The 18,103-nt window shown below is 26.6% G+C and carries 15 protein-coding genes; 5 read left to right on the top strand and 10 right to left on the bottom strand.

What is annotated here, in order from left to right:
- On the bottom strand, nucleotides 1-996 hold the full coding sequence (gene purM / locus ACH5BH_RS06475; protein WP_404304874.1) for a phosphoribosylformylglycinamidine cyclo-ligase: 996 nt from the start codon (nucleotides 994-996) through the stop codon (nucleotides 1-3).
- Nucleotides 997-1,095: 99 nt separating this feature from the next.
- Here purM and ACH5BH_RS06480 point away from each other — a divergent pair, with 99 nt between their 5' ends.
- The 5 genes from ACH5BH_RS06480 to purT are packed head-to-tail and all read left to right on the top strand — an operon-like array spanning nucleotide 1,096 to nucleotide 4,941.
- Nucleotides 1,096-1,641: a spermine/spermidine synthase domain-containing protein gene (locus ACH5BH_RS06480; protein WP_404304876.1), complete on the top strand. Its 546-nt coding sequence runs from the start codon at nucleotides 1,096-1,098 to the stop codon at nucleotides 1,639-1,641.
- A gap of 50 nt (nucleotides 1,642-1,691) precedes the next feature.
- Nucleotides 1,692-2,285, top strand: a complete 594-nt coding sequence (gene coaE, locus ACH5BH_RS06485; protein WP_423297810.1) for a dephospho-CoA kinase — start codon at nucleotides 1,692-1,694, stop codon at nucleotides 2,283-2,285.
- Nucleotides 2,282-3,022 (top strand): diaminopimelate epimerase, encoded by a 741-nt coding sequence (gene dapF / locus ACH5BH_RS06490; protein WP_423297811.1) that lies wholly within the window; start codon nucleotides 2,282-2,284, stop codon nucleotides 3,020-3,022. The genes coaE and dapF overlap by 4 nt, the downstream gene beginning before the upstream one ends.
- Nucleotides 3,023-3,025: 3 nt before the next feature.
- Nucleotides 3,026-3,775, top strand: coding sequence for a glucosaminidase domain-containing protein (locus tag ACH5BH_RS06495; RefSeq protein ID WP_423297812.1), 750 nt, complete (start codon nucleotides 3,026-3,028; stop codon nucleotides 3,773-3,775).
- Nucleotides 3,772-4,941, top strand: coding sequence for a formate-dependent phosphoribosylglycinamide formyltransferase (purT, locus tag ACH5BH_RS06500; RefSeq protein WP_423297813.1), 1,170 nt, complete (start codon nucleotides 3,772-3,774; stop codon nucleotides 4,939-4,941). Before ACH5BH_RS06495 ends, purT begins: the two co-directional genes overlap by 4 nt.
- A gap of 27 nt (nucleotides 4,942-4,968) precedes the next feature.
- Here the strand turns inward: purT and ACH5BH_RS06505 are convergent, their stop codons facing one another.
- From ACH5BH_RS06505 to ACH5BH_RS06545, 9 genes are read right to left on the bottom strand one after another with little or no spacing between them, the layout of a single operon-like run.
- Entirely contained in the window at nucleotides 4,969-6,054 is a 1,086-nt protein-coding gene (locus ACH5BH_RS06505) for a hypothetical protein (protein WP_423297814.1), read from the bottom strand.
- Nucleotides 6,055-6,063: 9 nt separating this feature from the next.
- Nucleotides 6,064-7,062 carry an SH3 domain-containing protein gene (locus tag ACH5BH_RS06510; RefSeq protein WP_423297815.1) on the bottom strand — a complete coding sequence of 333 codons (999 nt, stop codon included), beginning with the start codon at nucleotides 7,060-7,062 and terminating at the stop codon, nucleotides 6,064-6,066.
- Nucleotides 7,063-7,078: 16 nt separating this feature from the next.
- A complete protein-coding gene (locus tag ACH5BH_RS06515; protein WP_423297816.1) occupies nucleotides 7,079-9,253 on the bottom strand; it encodes a hypothetical protein in 2,175 nt (724 codons plus the stop codon).
- Between the two features lies 1 nt (nucleotide 9,254).
- Complete coding sequence (locus ACH5BH_RS06520) at nucleotides 9,255-9,740, bottom strand: hypothetical protein (protein WP_423297817.1); 486 nt, start codon at nucleotides 9,738-9,740, stop codon at nucleotides 9,255-9,257.
- Entirely contained in the window at nucleotides 9,737-10,489 is a 753-nt protein-coding gene (locus ACH5BH_RS06525) for a hypothetical protein (protein ID WP_423297818.1), read from the bottom strand. Before ACH5BH_RS06525 ends, ACH5BH_RS06520 begins: the two co-directional genes overlap by 4 nt.
- Nucleotides 10,477-12,198, bottom strand: coding sequence for a GspE/PulE family protein (locus ACH5BH_RS06530; RefSeq protein WP_423297819.1), 1,722 nt, complete (start codon nucleotides 12,196-12,198; stop codon nucleotides 10,477-10,479). Before ACH5BH_RS06530 ends, ACH5BH_RS06525 begins: the two co-directional genes overlap by 13 nt.
- A 9-nt stretch (nucleotides 12,199-12,207) precedes the next feature.
- On the bottom strand, nucleotides 12,208-13,224 hold the full coding sequence (locus tag ACH5BH_RS06535) for a hypothetical protein (protein ID WP_423297820.1): 1,017 nt from the start codon (nucleotides 13,222-13,224) through the stop codon (nucleotides 12,208-12,210).
- Nucleotide 13,225: 1 nt separating this feature from the next.
- Nucleotides 13,226-14,881 (bottom strand): hypothetical protein, encoded by a 1,656-nt coding sequence (locus ACH5BH_RS06540; RefSeq protein ID WP_423297821.1) that lies wholly within the window; start codon nucleotides 14,879-14,881, stop codon nucleotides 13,226-13,228.
- Between the two features lie 9 nt (nucleotides 14,882-14,890).
- A complete protein-coding gene (locus ACH5BH_RS06545) occupies nucleotides 14,891-18,103 on the bottom strand; it encodes a hypothetical protein (protein ID WP_423297822.1) in 3,213 nt (1,070 codons plus the stop codon).

An 18,103-nucleotide genomic window follows, 5' to 3' on the forward strand; every position in this document is an offset into this window, starting at 1 on the left:
CTAAATAAACTCTACACCCTTTTCACCCTCAGCAATTTCACCAATTACATAACCATCAGTGTTTGCTAAAACAGCATCTACATTTGCAGGGTTTACAACTAGAACCATACCAACACCCATATTGAATGTTCTGTACATTTCTTCTAGTTCAACGTGTTGTGACATAAATTCAAAGATTGGTAAAACTTTGATTGAATCTCTTTTTACAACAGCTTTTAGGTTATCAGGTAAAACTCTTGGTAAGTTCTCAGTAATACCACCACCAGTGATGTGAGCTAATGCGTTGATATTTTCTTTATTTGCTTTGAACTCTTTTACATAAATTCTTGTTGGTTCTAATAATACATCTTTTAAAGGTTGACCTTGGAAGTCATCATCTAATGTCATTCCAAGTTTTTCTAATAATAGCTTTCTTACAAGTGAGAATCCATTTGAGTGAACTCCTGAAGATGGTAATGCGATTAAAGTATCACCAGCAGCAATTCTTTCAATTCTGTTTAATTCTTCTTTTTCAGCAATTCCAACACAAAAACCAGCTAAATCGAAATCACCTTCTTTATACATTCCTGGCATCTCAGCAGTTTCACCACCAACTAAGGCACACTCAGATCTAATACAACCCTCTGCAATTCCTTTTACAACATCAGTAGCTTCTTCAACTTCTAATTTTGCAGTTGCATAATAATCTAAGAAGAATAATGGCTCTCCAAAGTTACATAATAAATCATTTGTACACATTGCTACTAAGTCAATACCAACTGTATCAAATTTTTTAGCATCTATTGCTAACTTTAATTTTGTACCAACTCCATCAGTTCCTGATAAGATTACTGGTTTTTTATAACCTTCTGGTAATTCAAATGCACCTGCAAATGAACCAATTCCACCTAATACACCTGGTATCATAGTTGATTTAACATGTGGTTTAATGTTTTCTACAAACTGATTCCCAGCATCAATATCTACACCAGCATCTTTGTAACTAACTGTTGCCATTTTTCACCTTTTTTCTTACGAGTTTTCTAATATCTAACTTAGTTTAAAATTTTTTTGGTATTATAACAAAATGTTTATAAATATTAAGGATTATATATAATGAATAATAACGCATTTAATGAAATGATGGTACACCTACCATTATGTACACATAAAGAAGCTTCAAATGTATTAATTATCGGTAGTGCAGATGAAGAATTAAAAGAACAGGCTGCTAAACATAATAAAGTTTCAAACATTGAGTTTGGAGATAAATCACTTTTAACATCAAAAAATGAAAAAGATATTGATGTAGTTATTTTAACAGATGTTGAAGTAGATGAATTATTATTAGCAAATATTGAAAGAGTTTTAAAAGATGATGGATTAATCACTTTTGCCACTGAATCTTTCTCTAAAAATGAAGAAAAATTAAAAGCTGATTTAAAACTTGTAGGTGAGAAATTCTGGATTGCTATGCCATTTAGATTTGGTCATCAAACATCTATTTTAGCTTCAAAAAGATACCATCCTACAGCAGATATTGTATTACAAAGATCTGATTTATTAGATGATTTACAATACTACTCAAGTGAAATTCATAATGCTGTTTTTGTATTCCCAAAAGCTGAACATGTAGCACTTACAGGTATCGCTAAAAGATAAAATCTCACATTAAATTTTAAATAAATCATTATTATAGTAGAATCATTTACATGAATAGTGATTTATTTAAAAATGCAATAGCCTTGACAGGCGGAATTTCCACTGGGAAAAGTACAGTTTGTAACCTTTTTAAACTACATGGTTTCTTAATTATTGATGCAGATAAAATAGCTCATAAACTCTTAGATGAGAATAGTGCTAAAATTGCAGAAATGTTTGGATCTCAATATGTAGATAGTGATAATAAAGTAATCAGAAAAGAGTTAGGTAAAATAATCTTTAGTAATGAAGAAAATAAGTTAAAACTTGAAGCCTTACTTCATCCACTTATCAAAGAAGAGATTATTAAGTCATCAAGACTTTTTGAAAGTCAAAATAAACCTTATTTTATTGATATACCTTTATTTTTTGAGAAAATGCACTATCCAATTCCTAGATCTTTAGTTATATATACTCCAAGAGATATACAAATTCAAAGATTAATGAAAAGAGATAATATCAATGAAGAAGAAGCTATTTTAAAAATCTCAAATCAATGGGATATTGAAAAGAAAAAAGAGTTAGCTGACATGGTAATAGATAACTCAAAAGATTTAAAAAATCTTCAAAGAGAAGTAGAAAGAATTATGGAGGAGATAATATGACATACACTAAATATAGTGCAAGTGGAAATGACTTTGTAATTTTTCACACTTTTGTAGAAAAAGACTACTCAAAAGAAGCTATAAAATACTGTAATAGAAATGAAGGAATTGGAGCTGATGGTTTTGTGGCACTTGTTCCAAGTAGTGAAGCTGATTTTAAATGGCTTTTTTATAATAGCGATGGAAGTGAAGCTAGTATGTGTGGAAATGCTACAAGAGCAGTTGCACACTATGCTTATAACAATGGTTTAGCAAATTCTTCAATGAAATTTTTAACACAAGCTGGTTTAATAGAGTCAAATGTAAATAAAGATATTGTTGAAACTCAAATGACTAAACCTATCATCATTAAAGAAGCTTTTGAACAAGAAGGATATACTTGGTATTTAATTGATACGGGAGTTCCTCATTTAGTAACCTTAGTTGATGATTTGAGAGAATACAATCATGACTTATGTGCAAAAATGCGATATGAACATAATGCAAATGTAAATTTTGCTAAAGTTGAAAATAATGGAACTTTAAAAGTTAGGACTTATGAAAGAGGTGTTGAGGGTGAAACACTTGCTTGCGGTACTGGAATGGTTGCGTGTTTTTTAAGAGCAAATGATCTAGATTTAGTTGAGCAAAAGACATTTGTTTATCCAAAAAGTAATGAAGAGCTTACAATCTCTAAAATAGATGAAAAAATCTATTTTAAAGGTGCTGTAAAAAAAGTATTTACTACAACAGTTTAATATATGAAACTACTAACAATAAAAAAATTACTTATAACTTTAGGGTTGGTAACCACCACTATATTAAGTGGTGCCTTACCAAAAGAGTATTATAAAATATCTTCAACAAAAGAGTCAAAAAAATACTTTTTTGAATACTTTTATAAACTAATTGAAAATGAAAATATTGCTATTTTACAAGAGCGTGCTTTTGTAAAAAACTATTTAAAAACTAATATTTTAAATATAAACTTTAAATCACCATCTTTTAAAAAGCTTCTTGAAATAAAGAGAAAATATCGAATTAAAAACCTATATTCACTTGAAAATTATCTAAGAAAAATTGATATAGTTCCTCCTTCTATGGCATTAGCACAAGCTGCTGTTGAAAGTGGCTGGGGCAAAAGTAGATTTATAAAAGAAGCCAATAATGTATTTGGGCATTGGACTTATAATGCAAAGATAGGAATGATGCCTCTTCATAGAGATGAAGATGCAACTCATTTTATTAGAATTTTTAAAACTATACAAGATTCAATTAGTGCATATATGCTAAATCTTAATAGAAATAGAGCTTATAAACTCTTTCAAGATAAAAGATATGAACAAAGACAAAAAGGTATAATTCCACAAGGAAAACAGTTATCTCAAACTATGCTCAATTATTCAGGAATAGGACATAACTATTTAGATATTTTAAACAATGTAATAAGTAAAAACAATTTAATCAAATATGATGAAAAATTCTATAAAAAAATAAAGGAAGAAAAATGATATTTACAGCACCTCTAAAGTCTGATTCTATAAAAATCATGTTATTAGGAAGTGGAGAGTTAGGAAAAGAAGTTGTTATTGAAGCACAAAGATTAGGGATTGAAACAATTGCCGTTGATTCATATAACAATGCACCTGCACAACTTGTGGCAAATAAAGCTTACACAATAAATATGAAAGATAAAAATGAAGTTTTAGATATTATCAGAAGAGAAAGACCTGATTATATTTTACCTGAGGTTGAAGCTTTAAGTATTGAAGCACTTTTTGAGGCTGAAAAAGAAGGTTTTAATGTAATCCCAAATGCTGATGCAGTTAATAAAACAATGAATAGGAAAAACATTAGAGAGTTTGCAGCAGTAGAGCTTGGACTTCCTACTTCAAAATATGAGTTTGTAACAACTTTAGATGGATTAAAAGAGGCTGCTGTTAAAATTGGTTTCCCTTGTGTAATCAAACCTGTAATGTCTTCATCTGGTCATGGACAAAGTATTGCAAAATCTATTGATGATATTGAAAACTCTTGGGAATTAGCAAAAGAAGCTAGAGGTGATGCTAGTGAATTAATCGTTGAAGAGTTTATTACATTTGATTATGAGATTACATTACTTACAGCTAGAAATGAAAAACAAACAGTATTTTGTGAACCAATAGGTCATATCCAACAAGATGGTGACTACATTTTCTCATGGCAACCAATGAATATGAGTGAAACTGCAAAAGAAAAATCTAAAGAAATAGCTAAGAAAATCACTGATGGTTTAGGTGGTAGAGGTATTTTTGGTGTTGAACTTTTTGTAAAAGGTGACGAAGTTTACTTCTCAGAAGTAAGTCCAAGACCACATGATACAGGAATGGTTACTATGATTACTCAAAGTGCTAGTGAGTTTGCACTTCATGTAAGAGCTGTATTAGATCTTCCTTTAGATTACATTGATTATGGTTGTGGAGCAAGTGCAGCATATAAAGCAAAGGCTGATAGTTTTAACCCTAAAATTGATATTTTTGATTCATCTTTTACAAAAGAATCAATTATTAGAGTATTTGGGAAACCTCAATCACATGAAGGAAGAAGAATGGCAGTTGCTTTAACTTATGATAAAGACTCATCAGATAAAGCTTTACAAAAATCAAAAGAGATTATTGGAAATTTTTTCGATAGTTAAATAATAACTAAAAGCTTAGGCTTTTGGTTATTTGATTTTTAAATCAAATATATATTGCATTCCTGTATTTTCTAGAGTGGAAATATCTACTGTTCCTCCCATCATTCTAGCAAGGTTTCTTGACTTAACTATATAATTATTTACAGAATTAGCAGAACCTAAATACATTGTATGTATATCTTTTTCTTCAAAACCATTATTCCTTACAGCCAATTGTACACTTGTATGAGTTTGAATGATTTTTATTTCAATAATTTTAGATATCTTTCCTCTTTTAAGTTCTTTTTTTATTAAATCTAAGCAAGATTGTTCAATAAAGTTAACAATTATATTTTCTAAATATGCAATACTTAATTCTATAGGTTTTTTTAATTTTTTTATTTGATTATCATATTCTAAAAGGATTTTATATCTTACATTATCGTAAACATAATTATCTATTCTTCTTTGTACAAGTTCTATTGGGGAACTAAATAAACTAAAGTCTTTAGTCTCTTTATCAAAGTTATAAAAATTCTCTAAAATATCATCAAATCTTTTTAGTCCTTCAAATTGTAAACCATAACTATCAATTAATTCAAAAATGAACTTATTATTAATTAAATCGTCCATTCCTAATTTATTTAAGTACTTATTTAAATAAGAAGTATCAAACATAGAAATAAAATATCTTATATTATGTATTTTATTTTTATATTCTGTTAAGCTATCTAAACTATCTATTAATTGTACTTTTTCATTTTCTTCTAAATTTACCAACTCTAAATCCATTTTAAATAACTCATAAAAACTTGCATCATCATATACAAGCTCTTTATCTAAAACGATATCTTTAAAACCATTTTCATCTAATACTTTAACAATAGTATCTCGTATTTCTTCTAATACAACAGATAATATACTGTTGATTTGATAGATATTATTTTTTATTTCTCCATGTACTTTGTTATAAAACTTTCTATTAAGCCTAGTTTTTCCACTACTTTCAGTAGTAAACATATTTTCAAATATAAATAATGAAGAATAAAAAGAGTTTATTTTTTCTACTTCATTTTTTACATTTTTAAGCATTTTTTTTATTGATATATTGATATCATTAAGTTTATCATTCAAAATATTACCTTATAAGCATCTATTATCAAAATCAACAAGTTTACCTAAAACTTTTACCCAATTATTTTCATCTTCTAAAATCATTACATCACCAGATTTATTTTTATAAAGAGTATTAATCTTAACCCAATCACCTTTTTTACTTTGAATTGTGAATTCATCATTTTTTCTTAAAACTCTAACTATTGTTGCGTCTGTACTAGTATCATTTCTAACATTTAAACTATTAGTCTTTACTCTAAATAAACAATCGTTTATATTTTTTATTTCCTTTTTAGTAGATACTTCTTTAAACTTTATAAAGTCTTTTGTTTCTTTGTCTATTAAAGATTTAGTGATTTCTTTTTTCTGATTCTTTAAAACTTCTTTTTGTTTTTTTTCAACTTTTTTTAAGTCACTTACAGAAATACCATAATTACTAAGTATTATATAATAACCGTAATCCTCATCAAGTTTTTTATAAAGTGTTACTGTTTTTGTCTGTGTATTAATATCAACTATTTTATGAGTTAAAAGATCATCTCCTTTTTTATATCTTCCTTCAATTTTTAAACTTGCTTCTTTATTTTTTTCAGCTTCTTTTTCATCTTCTACAAGTTTTAAGACAACATATTTATTTGAATTGAAACTATACATACTTTTAATTTTTATATCTTTTAATTTTTTAGTTCTAGTAAAATCCGTTGTCAAACGTGCCATTTCATTTTCATATTGAAAAACATTTTTTGCATACTCTTCTTGAGAAACTTGATTTTCAACAATAATTTGATTATTATTTAATGAATTTGCATTTTGATTAGATAAAGCAGGAATTGATTTTTTTACCTTTTTATCTGCTTTCTTTTTTATATCTACAATTTGTTTTTCTAAATAATCTTTTTCTAAACCAGTTATTGCTTTAAAGAACTCTTTTGACTGTTTATCTAAAAGATCAAGTTTATCTTCTGCATTAAGATTATTATTTAAAAAAATAAATACGCATAATATATATAATAAATTTTTGTTCATCATTTCCCTTTAATTTCTATTTAAATTCAAACTCATAATTAAATCCCCCAAAGTAAGTAGGATATTTTATAAAATACTCTTTCTTTTCACCTTTTTCCCAATCACCAGAAGTCATATTTGTTACATTTTTACTACCTTCAAAAGTATCTCCCCCTTCTGCCATAAGAAAATCTTTATTTTCGTCATGTAAATTTGCTGTAAACATTGGTAACATGAAAGTATTCCCAGCATTATTTCCTCCACCAAAAAATGTCATATCTCCCCAACAATACATTTGATTATTTGTATCAATACCACACATACCATTTTGATCTTCAACAACTCGAATTATTTTCCATTTTATTTTCTTTATTGCTTCTTTAAAAAAGTCATCATCTTTATTATCAGAGGTAAAATAATCACCTTTTAGTTCATTTTTTTTATTAACCCAAACTATTCCTTCTCCATATTCAAGAGTTCCACCACTATTAAGTTTACTTGATAAATCAGCTGATAAGATTTCACTATCATTTTCTAAGTCATAATCACTGTAGTTTTTAATAAGATCATTAATTTTATCAACTTTTGCTAATCCAACATTTGTGCCTATTTTCTTTTGACTTATTCTATAAAATTGCCCTTCATCATCTTTTGCAAGAAAACCTCTTTGTCCACCTAATAAAGAAACAAAATTTACATCTGAATTTACTTTTATTGGTTTACAAAAATTCTTATTTCCAAGTGAAGTATTTTGCATACAACTTAAAGATGTGATATTATCATCTAAACCCCATGTATATATATCTCCAGTAGGAGTAAGAGCTGCAATCCTTCGATAAAATACTGATAAAGTATAAGTTAAATCTTTAAATCTAATATTACTCACATTTGTTGGAGTATTTATCTTTTTCTCTACATTAGAACCTGTTGCTCCATATCCTCTTTTATTATTACCACCCCAATAATAAATAAGATATCCAGATTGATTATCATTTGCTGGTTTTCCTAAAGCAATATATGTTGCCAACAAAGAAAATACTTTTTTTATTTTAAAATCCGTACCGTTAAAAAATTTACTTCTATATAAAAGTTCAGAAGAACTACTTTTCCCTTCAAATTCAATGTTATTATTTCCATCAGTTCCACCACAATACAATTCACCTTTTATTGAAACACCACAAGTACTATGCCAGACATCAGAAGTAAATTCAATGAATTTTGGTCTTAAAGGAGAAGAAAAGTATTGTTTACTATCAATATCATTTTCATAAGTAACTGCTTTAGCTTTAACTAAAGTATTAATTACAGGATAACCTTTTCCTATTTCACCATTTTTTGTAGTATATGTATTTTTACCAACTCCCACAACTTGCTTTGCATTATTTCCCCAAGTATAAATATCTCCATTTACAATCATTCCTCCTGCCCGTCTTGTAAACTTCAATATAGTTTCACCTAAACTTCTTCTAGTTTCTCCTACTTTTATTATTTTACCTTTTTCTCCTAGGTTTAAATATTCTAAAACTTTATTTTCTTTTGTATGAAATATTTGCAGTCCTGTATAAAGAACTTTTTTAGATTGAAATAAAGATTTAAATGATGAATCATATAAACCTGTTATTTCATCAAAAATATTTACACTAGAATCAAGAATCAGATTTTTCCCATAAGAGAACTTATAATTATTACTATTATCATACCAATGTAAAACTCCATGTTCATCTAAATAATATTTATTTCTCGCCTCTGTTTTATCTGTAGTAATCTGATCTTGAAACTCTATAATATATTTATCTTCTTCTGATAACTTGATTTTTATACTTTTATTATGACTTGTAATTGGGGCAATAGTATAAACTCTATTCTTATTTGAATAATAATACTCATAAACATTTATTTTTTCTTTTAAAACTTTAGGTAAATCACTATTTAGTTTAACTTCTATTTTCGTATTTTCTATATTTGTTAAAGTTATTGGTTTATTAAAATAATTTAAAGTAGTAAAACCAGCAGGTAAAATTTCTGATTTGTCTTTTAAATCCTTCATATTAGTAGGTGTTTTACCATATTTATAAATATAGTTTTTATAAGCTTTTGCTATTAGCTCTTCTTTTTGAACCAGCTTTTTAATTTTTTGAAAAGTTATATTATCTATATATGCATTAGCAGTTAAAATATTTATAGAAATGATTAATAAAATAAATATTCTCATTTTAATCCTTTGGGCTTGCTACATAATCTATATAATATAAAGTATCACTAGTTTCACTTTTTTTTATTTTCCCTAAATATGATAATATTCCCTCACCAGCTTCTGTTCCTTTGTCACTAGTAGCTGTTAATTGTGCAATTATTATATATCTATCAATACATAATTTTTTAGAGCTAAGGTATTTTAAATTATAGTCAAATATAGACATTCTTTCAAATATTTTTGTAACTCTTTTAGAAAGTTCATCTTGAGAAATATAGCTATCTTTTATTTTTTGAGTTTGTTCTTTTACTTTTTTAACTTCATTTTTAAGCTTAGTAAATTCTATTTTTTTATCTCTTAACTCCAAAGTCAAACGTTCTTTCTTCATCTGTGTTTGATAATATGAAGTTGCTTTAATAGCTAAGAAAGAAACAATATAAATAAAAAGAATAAGTATAGCAATTTTTGAAAAAGCTTTTATTTCTTTATTACTAAAACTAATCATTTTAAAACTCCTTTCTTAGTTACACACTGTACTAATTCATTTTGTTTTCTTTTTGCTGTTCTTAAGAGTATTTTCTGTCTTAAAATAGATCTTTTTTGTACTTTTATATTATTTTCTAAAGAAGATAAAGAGCTTTTTTTAATATATTTTTTCTCAAAAGCAGGCAATGCAAAAAAGACAATTGAAACTATAAATATTATTAAGCCTATCATATATGAACTTTTTAAAGTATAAGTATTTAAAGTATCCAAAGGAGAAAGTTCATCTACTAACTTCTCTACATCTCCTAATTTTTTTGCAATTATCTCTCCGTTATCTAGCTTAGTATTCTGTATAAATATATTTTCAATTGCACTATCATATTTTGAATTTAAAACATAATATATATTTTCAATATCCCCACCACTTGATAGCATTGCTATATGTTTTGTAATTAAAATTGATTTTGTAATATCATCTGTAATAAAATTTGGATTAATTTTTGCTGTATAAACTGTCTTATGATTAAAAAGAATATAATACTCTTCATCTGCTATATGTACCAAAATCTGATTATAATCTAAATATTTTTTAGATAAAAGATTTAAAGAAAATACCTCATTACTAGTTTCATATTTTGATAAAAGAACACTATGCTTTTTAAAAGAACTATATGTGAACATATTTTGTAAAACATCAAATTCATCATTAATATAAAAATCTTCATTCTCTTGTCTTGATGAAAAATCAGTTATAACTAATCGTACCATAACTCTTCACCTCTTATAATTGCCGTTGCATCTTCTTTTGTAATTAATCCCTCATTATATTGAGCCATACAAGCTTTCTCAACAGTCATATATTCAGCAGGATTATCAAAGTCACCTCCATATCCAACTTTGAATCTTACTACCTCAGCGATAGGAACTCTATCTTTAAATCCTGTGTTATTACACTCTTCACAACCAACATTTTTATATCCACCCTCTCCATCAGGTTTTTTACAAAAATCACAAAGCTTTCTAACTAATCTTTGAGATACAATACCTCTTAAGTTATCTACAATATCTCCTTCATTTATACCTAAAGAACTAGTCATTCTTGATACAGTTGCAGGAGCTGAGTTTGTATGCATCGTAGAGAATACTAATTGTCCTAAATTTGAAGCATTTACCAATTGATATGCTGTTTCTGGTTCTCTTGTTTCTCCAATAAGAATAATATTTGAATCTTGTCTTAAGATATCAACAACAGCTTCCGGGTAACCATACTTAAATTCTTCACTCGCACTAGCAAACTCTGATAAATCAATTTGGAAAAAAGAATCATCTACATACTCCACAGGGTCTTCAATTGTAACTATATATTGTTGCTGTTGTGCAAGTTTTTGTAAAAGAGCATACATTAAGTGTGTTTTACCAGAACCTACTTGTCCTGTGATCAAAATCATACCATTTGCATATTTTGTTAAATTATTTAAAATATTCACTGTTTCTTCTGGATAATTTAAACCTCTTAGATTATGAGAAACAACACCTTTTCCTCCAATCATTCTCATTACAAGTGAAAAGTTCATTTTTGAGTTGATAAGACCTAGTCTGAATTTTATATTCTTTTTACCATATTCATAATTTATCATACCATTAATTGATTCATAATCTGAATCCTCTTGATCAGCCATAGTAACCAGTCTTCTCTTTAAAGTTTTTGCTAATGCAATTGGCATAGTACCCATATCTTGTTTTATACCATCAATTCTAAACCATAAAGAAGCTGATCTTGTATTTTTTTGAATATGTATATCCGAAGCACCTAATAAAATAGCTTGTCCCATCATCTTTTCAAAATATTTATTAATTTCATCATCATTATCTACATCATCTTGAGAAGTAAAAACAATCTCTCTATCTTCACCAAATACAGAAGATAAAACCCCCTCTCCTAAAATAACAATCTTTGTAAAATAAAACTTACTTAAAATATCAAATTCTAAGTTTACTACATCCCTAATACCTAAAACTTTATTTTTATTCTTTTTATCTTCTAAAGTGATAATATACATATTTGTACAAAGTTCAAGTTTTTCTTCATTTAACTGATATGATGTATCTTGATATTTTTCTGATAATTGTGCATAAGAAGGATAATATTCATATCCTAAACTCTCTACAAACTCTTTGTATTTATTTTCATCTGCTATTAAATCTCCATATCCACCAATAAGCTTATACTTATTCTTTATCATGTTTTCTATGGTTTCTGATAAATTTCTTTCATCTTTATTTTTTTTACTTATATACTTATTTGTTTTTTCTTTAAAATTTTGTATATTTTGTTTTATATTATATTTACTATTTTGATTATCTTCTGGAAGTAAACTTTTACTTATTTTTGTTTCTGTTCCCAGTAAGTTAGTTAAAGATATCAAAGATATCTTTTTAGTACTCTTTTTAAAAAAATCTTTTATTATATTCTTCATCATAAACTCTTATTGATATAAAGTTTTAAAAGTAAACGTACTAATAACTAAATTAATAATATCTGAACCTATAACAACCGTTACAAGCATAGCTATTAACCAAAAAAAGAATCTCCATTGAAGAACCATATAAGCAATATTCTTTTCATACATAGTATCACAAGTTTGATATAAAGCTTTTGATACAGCTGAATAACTAGTTTTACTTAACTCTGATAGTTTTATATCTGCTGTTATAATAGTAGGAAAATTATATTTTTCAAAAACTGTATAAAGTTTTTTATTTTTTTGTATTACATCTGCTAATTCTCTAAAAAATGGTCTATGACCAATTTTAAAATAATCTTTTGATAAAATTAAAGAAGTCTTATGAAAAGAAATACCAGCACTTAACATACCATTTAAAATCCTAAACATAAATCTACCATCTGAAAAAGCTTGTGTTTTAAATACTTTATATAACCATGCAGGTCTAAGCTTTTCAGTATAAACATATCCTATTAAAATAAATAAAGTAATAAAAATTGATATACCTAAGCCCATATAAGCTATTTCATGGGTAAAATAACCAGGTATCCCTAAAAATTGTTCTACATCTGGATTTAACTTTCTTAAATTAACTAACTCTTTTTGAAGCATATCTATATATAAACCTAAGCCATAAAAAGTTGAGATTATTATTCCCATTGGCACAAAAATAGGATTTATCATTTTTACTAAAAGATTTGAATTAGCTTTCTTAAAGGACAAAACTAATTTCAATCCATCAATAGTATTAGTACTATTAACTACTAAACTATATTGAAAAGAGTTTAAAAACTTATTTCTATAAAGAATTGCTTCAAGTTTATGTTTTCCTAACTCCATATCTCTTATTGCAGCTTCAAGTCTTTTTTTAAAGTTTGTTTCTCTTGTAATTTGCTCTTTATATAAAAGCAAAGCTTTTCTTGTATTAGAACCATTTTCCAGCTTTGTCACTAAATAATCAAGAAGAAATTGTTCATAAGGATCTTTAAACATACTCATATTAAAAACCTTTTATATCTTTTACCGTAACAATATAAACAATTTCTCTTCTTACATATTTTTTTGAATCTGTACCACCTACAGCAAATCCTTCTAAAGGAATAACACCTTGATAATCTTTTGTATCATCATGAACAATTATAGAACCAACAACTACTGTTTCACCTAAAGAAACTTCTCTTGAAATATTATAACTTTGATCTTTATATTGAGGAAGTTGAATATCTGCATCTCCAATCTTTTTAGAATCAATTTTTATAAGTTTTTTAATATTTGGAGTTATATTTAAGAAAATCTTATCCCTTAAAATTTTTGCCATTGCTGTAATAGATGTACCATCTTTTATAGTATTTACAGTAGCCTCAGAAGTAATATTTCCATTCTCATCTTTTGTTGTTTCAATCTTTTCTATATAATCAGTATTTTGACTAATTGACTGAACAGAAGGAATATTGTTTTTTAGAACAATAACATTTTTACTATAATTTAAGATTTTCCCTACTTCATTATTTGCTGTTCCAGTTAAATTTAAAAGTCTATTTGCATTATCACTTACAAAGGAAAAAGTTCCTCCATCATTTATAGTTTTTACAACCCCTGCATTTGCATTTGTTTGTCTATTTGAAGATAATGTTCCTATTCCGTACTCTCTACCTTTATTTAAGACTAACTCAATTCTTTCAAACTCTATTGTAGTTTCTTTAGAAAAGCTCTCTTCATAAGCTTTTACAATTGTTCTTACAGCATTTTCTACAGATTTTGTAGACTTTAAGAAAATCAATCCACTTGCTTTGTCAATATGGTAAGTTGAAATTTCATCATTTGAGATTATATTTTCAAGCATTTTATTTAGTTCATCATATAAAACAATTTGAGAACTATTTTCTATAGTACTTTCACCTGATGTTTCTTTTGTCGATGTTTCATTTGTTGTTTTTAGATTAAGTACAGGAATATTTAATTCAACAACAACATCTTTATATCTTTTTATATTGATTACTTCTTTATCATAATCTATATCAACATAAACATTTTTTGAATTAGCAATAGAGTCTATTGCATCTATCAAATTTTTCGTATTTACTGAAATAATACTATCTTGGAATTTTTGAGTATCTTCAATATAAGAACCAATTGATATTTCATACCCAGATTCTGATGTAATAAGTTTCATTAACTCTTCAACGGAGATCTCTCCATCTAATTTAAAAGCAATTCTATCGATTGATTGTCTTTTTGCTTCACTCTTACTTAATAACTTCACTAAATATATAGAGCCACTTTTTTTAATAAATAACTCTTTATCTAAGACAGCATTTAAGTATTGGTTTAATTCTGACATATTATGAATTTTCATTCTACTTTTTGGAATCAATAAATCACTACTTTTTAAAAAGTAAAAGTTTCCATCTATAAGCTCTAACTCTTTTAAAACAGCTGATAATGACTTCTCATTTGAGATATCTATATAATCTCTTTTATTTGTTTTTTCATTAACTAAAGATTGGGAATAAGACTCTTTTATATTTATCAAACTTTTTTTATTTACACTTTTTTTAGCACGTGTCATCATCTCATTATGATAATTTTGAGAACAACCTGTTCCAAATAATATACTCAATAAAAAAATACTTATAATCTTTAATTTTTTCAACATCTAATTCCCTTACTTAAAATAAAATTCATAATCAAAGCCACCTATATATGTAGGATATTTTAAGAACAACTTTCCGTCATTAAAATATTCATCGTATGACATTTGTTCTTTTTTTTCATTATTCTGTGTAATAAATAGTTTATTAACTGTATCTATTTTATTCACATTATACAAAGAAGTATTTACAAGAGGAACACTTCTAGCCGTATTTCCCCAACAATACATCTGAGAAGCACTTCCTAAACCAGTCATAGCACATACAAACTTTTTGTCTGTTTCTTTTAACTTGATTTTTAAATTATCTATACCCCAAGATTCGTTATTTACGTCTTCAAAGAACTTAGACCAATAGTTCGCATATAAAGGATCTGTAAATTCAAGACTTGTTTTAAACTTTAACACTAGCTTACCACGCGAATCAAGTTTTGCTTTTAATTTATATCTATACATTTGATCTTCGGCATAACCTGTTTCAGGTCTAATATTATCTTGTAAATCTATACCCGTAATATTACTATCTTTTAAATATTGTTGAAAATCCATTACAAAGTGATCTTTTGCCAATAACTCTCCATTTGCGAAAAACTCAAATCTTTCTCCATCCCAAGTATCAATTTCATAAAAATCAAACTCTATTTCTACTTCATAATTTGCATATCCTGGAAAGCTAAAAGTCTTAGTTAAAATAAAAGGACTTTTATTAGAATAAGCGATTGGAAATCTACCTAAAAATGTAGTTGCTGGTATTTGTGTAGTATCCCCATTATCTAAAATTCTTGTTCTACTTTTATTACTCCATCCAATTGTATCATCTTCATAATCTTCTTTTGCTAATACTTTACCATCAGAACTTCTTAAAATTTGTAAATTATCAATCCCCCAAGACTCTTCATGAGAACCACCATTTAAAGTACTAGCAAATGCAAGTTTTATTTTACCATTTGAATCAAGTTTTGTATTAACTAAAATTGCATGTTTTTCTGCAGGTCCCCACCAACCACTTTGTCCATCAACGTTTATTTTAATACCACCATCATCAAAAGTATCATCTAAATCTATTCTATATCTTTTTTCAAATACTTTTACATCATTTGCATATACTCTAAAATATTCTCTATCCCAAGAGTCAATTTCATAAAAATCAAGCTTAATAGTTACATTTTCATTTTTTAATGATGTCCCAAAATCAAAAATCTTATATAAGAAACTACTATTATAACTTGGATATGCATATCTTCCTAAAAATCTTGTAGCTTCCTCTCCACCATTATGAACGCTTTTTCTATTCCATCCTATAGTATCATCTTCATAATCTTCGTTTATTTCTTTTATATTGTGATCTAACTTAAAAATTGATACATTTGAAAAATTTGCATATTTTTTATTATTTATTATATTTTCTTTTGTATTTAATTTATTAATTGCTTTTTCAAATAACTTATCTGATGTCACACAGTTAGTGCCATTTGGTTTTTTACATGTTAAAAGTGAAGAATCTCCTTTTAATTCAAGTTCTTTATTGATATAAAGAATAGATTCTTTACCCGTATTTTCTTTATAATAAGAAACACTTATTGCATCTTCTGGTATAGTACTTGAAGAAATTTTTCTTATATCAAGTCCATTTGTAGTTCTATAAAAATAGTTATCTAATCCTTTTAAAACAAACTCATTTGTATTTACAAAAATAGCATCAGGATTAAACTTCTTAGATGAAATTCTAGTTGGTTTACTATAATTAGTTCCATTTCTTTCACCCCATATCCAAAAGTTTTTATTTGTATCTATTGCACCAAAAGTTCTTGTATCTCTTAATGCAAAAACTTTTTCAAAAACTACCCCATCAGCTAAAACTTTAATAGGAGTTAAAGAAGTATAAAAAGTATCATTTTTGTTAATACCTAAAGCCTTATTATAGTTTTTCCCTATTGTATAAATTTCTCCCTCATCAGATAGCACAGCGATGATATCTTCAACCATTACTAAATCTTTTAGATATATTTCATTTGAATTATTTAGTTTATCATCTTTCCCTCTTGCGAAGAACTTATTTCTTTTTAAGATTGAACTTGAATTTATTTGAGTTTGCATGTCTTCATAATAAGTAGAGTTTATTAAACCATTACAATATAAATCTCCACCAAACTTTTTAGTAATACCTGTTTGAAAAAAATCAAAAATTGGAGAGATTGCACATACATTAGTACTGTTTAAAGACATTTTCTCAAATTTTATTCGATAAGGATTGTTATACCATTTTTTATCTCTTCTTGATTCACCACCAATTTTTTGTTCATCGTCAATTTGAACTTTTAACATAACAGGTGTATTTACATAATCAGGACTTAAAGTTTTATCTATTTGACCAAAAGAATTAATCCCTACTTTTTTATAATCATTGTTCCCCCAACAAAAGATATCACCATTTGCTAACATACATCCACCATCTCTTCTAATAACTAAATCTTTAGAGTTTGGTATATAAGAAATAATTCTATCTTCAATATCTTCATCTTCACTTTGATTATTTAAAGCACTACCTGTTGCTACAGGAACCCATGGTATTTCAACATCACCTTGATAATAATACTCAAACCATTGTCCATTTTTTAAAGCATAAGCTTTGTCTCCAATTTTTGCTTTTATATGAAGTAAATTATTCACATCCTCAACATAAACTGGCTCTTCTTGATATACTTCAAAATGATTATTTATACTTTCACAATATTTATAAACAAGACTACTTCCTTTTAATTCATAGTAGTTTTTACCCTCAGGACATTTTTTATTATCTAAAACTACTAATTGATTATCATTTAATAAATTTACAATTTGTTTTTGTGCTTTATCATATAAAACTTGTGAACCTTTTAGAATTTCCATTTTAGTACTATTTTTAGGAGCTTGTGTATTTACTCTAAAAATTCTATTTGTATAAAAATTATAAAAGTATCTATTATTCTTATTATAATTTTTATTATCTACTAATGCACCTTTAATAAAACAGTTATTATTTTCATCAAATTTTACATCAATATCTGCATTTGTTAGAGGATTGTTTTTATCAAATTTTAAACCTAAATAATCTTTATTTAACAATAAACTCCAGTCTAATACTCCTGTGTTTTCATTTTTAGGAATTTTTCCTGTATGTAAAATGTATTTATTAATAGCAAGAGCAATATATTCTTCTTTTTGAATAACTTTTTTTACGGCATTCAT

Origin of the sequence: Arcobacter rhizosphaerae, assembly GCF_049472155.1 — a bacterium.
Taxonomy (GTDB): domain Bacteria; phylum Campylobacterota; class Campylobacteria; order Campylobacterales; family Arcobacteraceae; genus Arcobacter_B.

What these genes read in the sequence shown, in the direction of transcription:
- purT (WP_423297813.1), top strand. Translation starts at nt 3,772, where the DNA reads ATGATATTTACAGCACCTCTAAAGTCTGATTCTATAAAAATCATGTTA.
- ACH5BH_RS06515 (WP_423297816.1), bottom strand. Translation starts at nt 9,253, where the DNA reads ATGAGAATATTTATTTTATTAATCATTTCTATAAATATTTTAACTGCT.
- ACH5BH_RS06540 (WP_423297821.1), bottom strand. Translation starts at nt 14,881, where the DNA reads ATGTTGAAAAAATTAAAGATTATAAGTATTTTTTTATTGAGTATATTA.
- dapF (WP_423297811.1), top strand. Translation starts at nt 2,282, where the DNA reads ATGACATACACTAAATATAGTGCAAGTGGAAATGACTTTGTAATTTTT.
- ACH5BH_RS06535 (WP_423297820.1), bottom strand. Translation starts at nt 13,224, where the DNA reads ATGAGTATGTTTAAAGATCCTTATGAACAATTTCTTCTTGATTATTTA.
- ACH5BH_RS06525 (WP_423297818.1), bottom strand. Translation starts at nt 10,489, where the DNA reads ATGGTACGATTAGTTATAACTGATTTTTCATCAAGACAAGAGAATGAA.
- ACH5BH_RS06495 (WP_423297812.1), top strand. Translation starts at nt 3,026, where the DNA reads ATGAAACTACTAACAATAAAAAAATTACTTATAACTTTAGGGTTGGTA.
- ACH5BH_RS06545 (WP_423297822.1), bottom strand. Translation starts at nt 18,103, where the DNA reads ATGAATGCCGTAAAAAAAGTTATTCAAAAAGAAGAATATATTGCTCTT.
- ACH5BH_RS06530 (WP_423297819.1), bottom strand. Translation starts at nt 12,198, where the DNA reads ATGAAGAATATAATAAAAGATTTTTTTAAAAAGAGTACTAAAAAGATA.
- coaE (WP_423297810.1), top strand. Translation starts at nt 1,692, where the DNA reads ATGAATAGTGATTTATTTAAAAATGCAATAGCCTTGACAGGCGGAATT.
- ACH5BH_RS06520 (WP_423297817.1), bottom strand. Translation starts at nt 9,740, where the DNA reads ATGATTAGTTTTAGTAATAAAGAAATAAAAGCTTTTTCAAAAATTGCT.
- purM (WP_404304874.1), bottom strand. Translation starts at nt 996, where the DNA reads ATGGCAACAGTTAGTTACAAAGATGCTGGTGTAGATATTGATGCTGGG.
- ACH5BH_RS06510 (WP_423297815.1), bottom strand. Translation starts at nt 7,062, where the DNA reads ATGAACAAAAATTTATTATATATATTATGCGTATTTATTTTTTTAAAT.
- ACH5BH_RS06480 (WP_404304876.1), top strand. Translation starts at nt 1,096, where the DNA reads ATGAATAATAACGCATTTAATGAAATGATGGTACACCTACCATTATGT.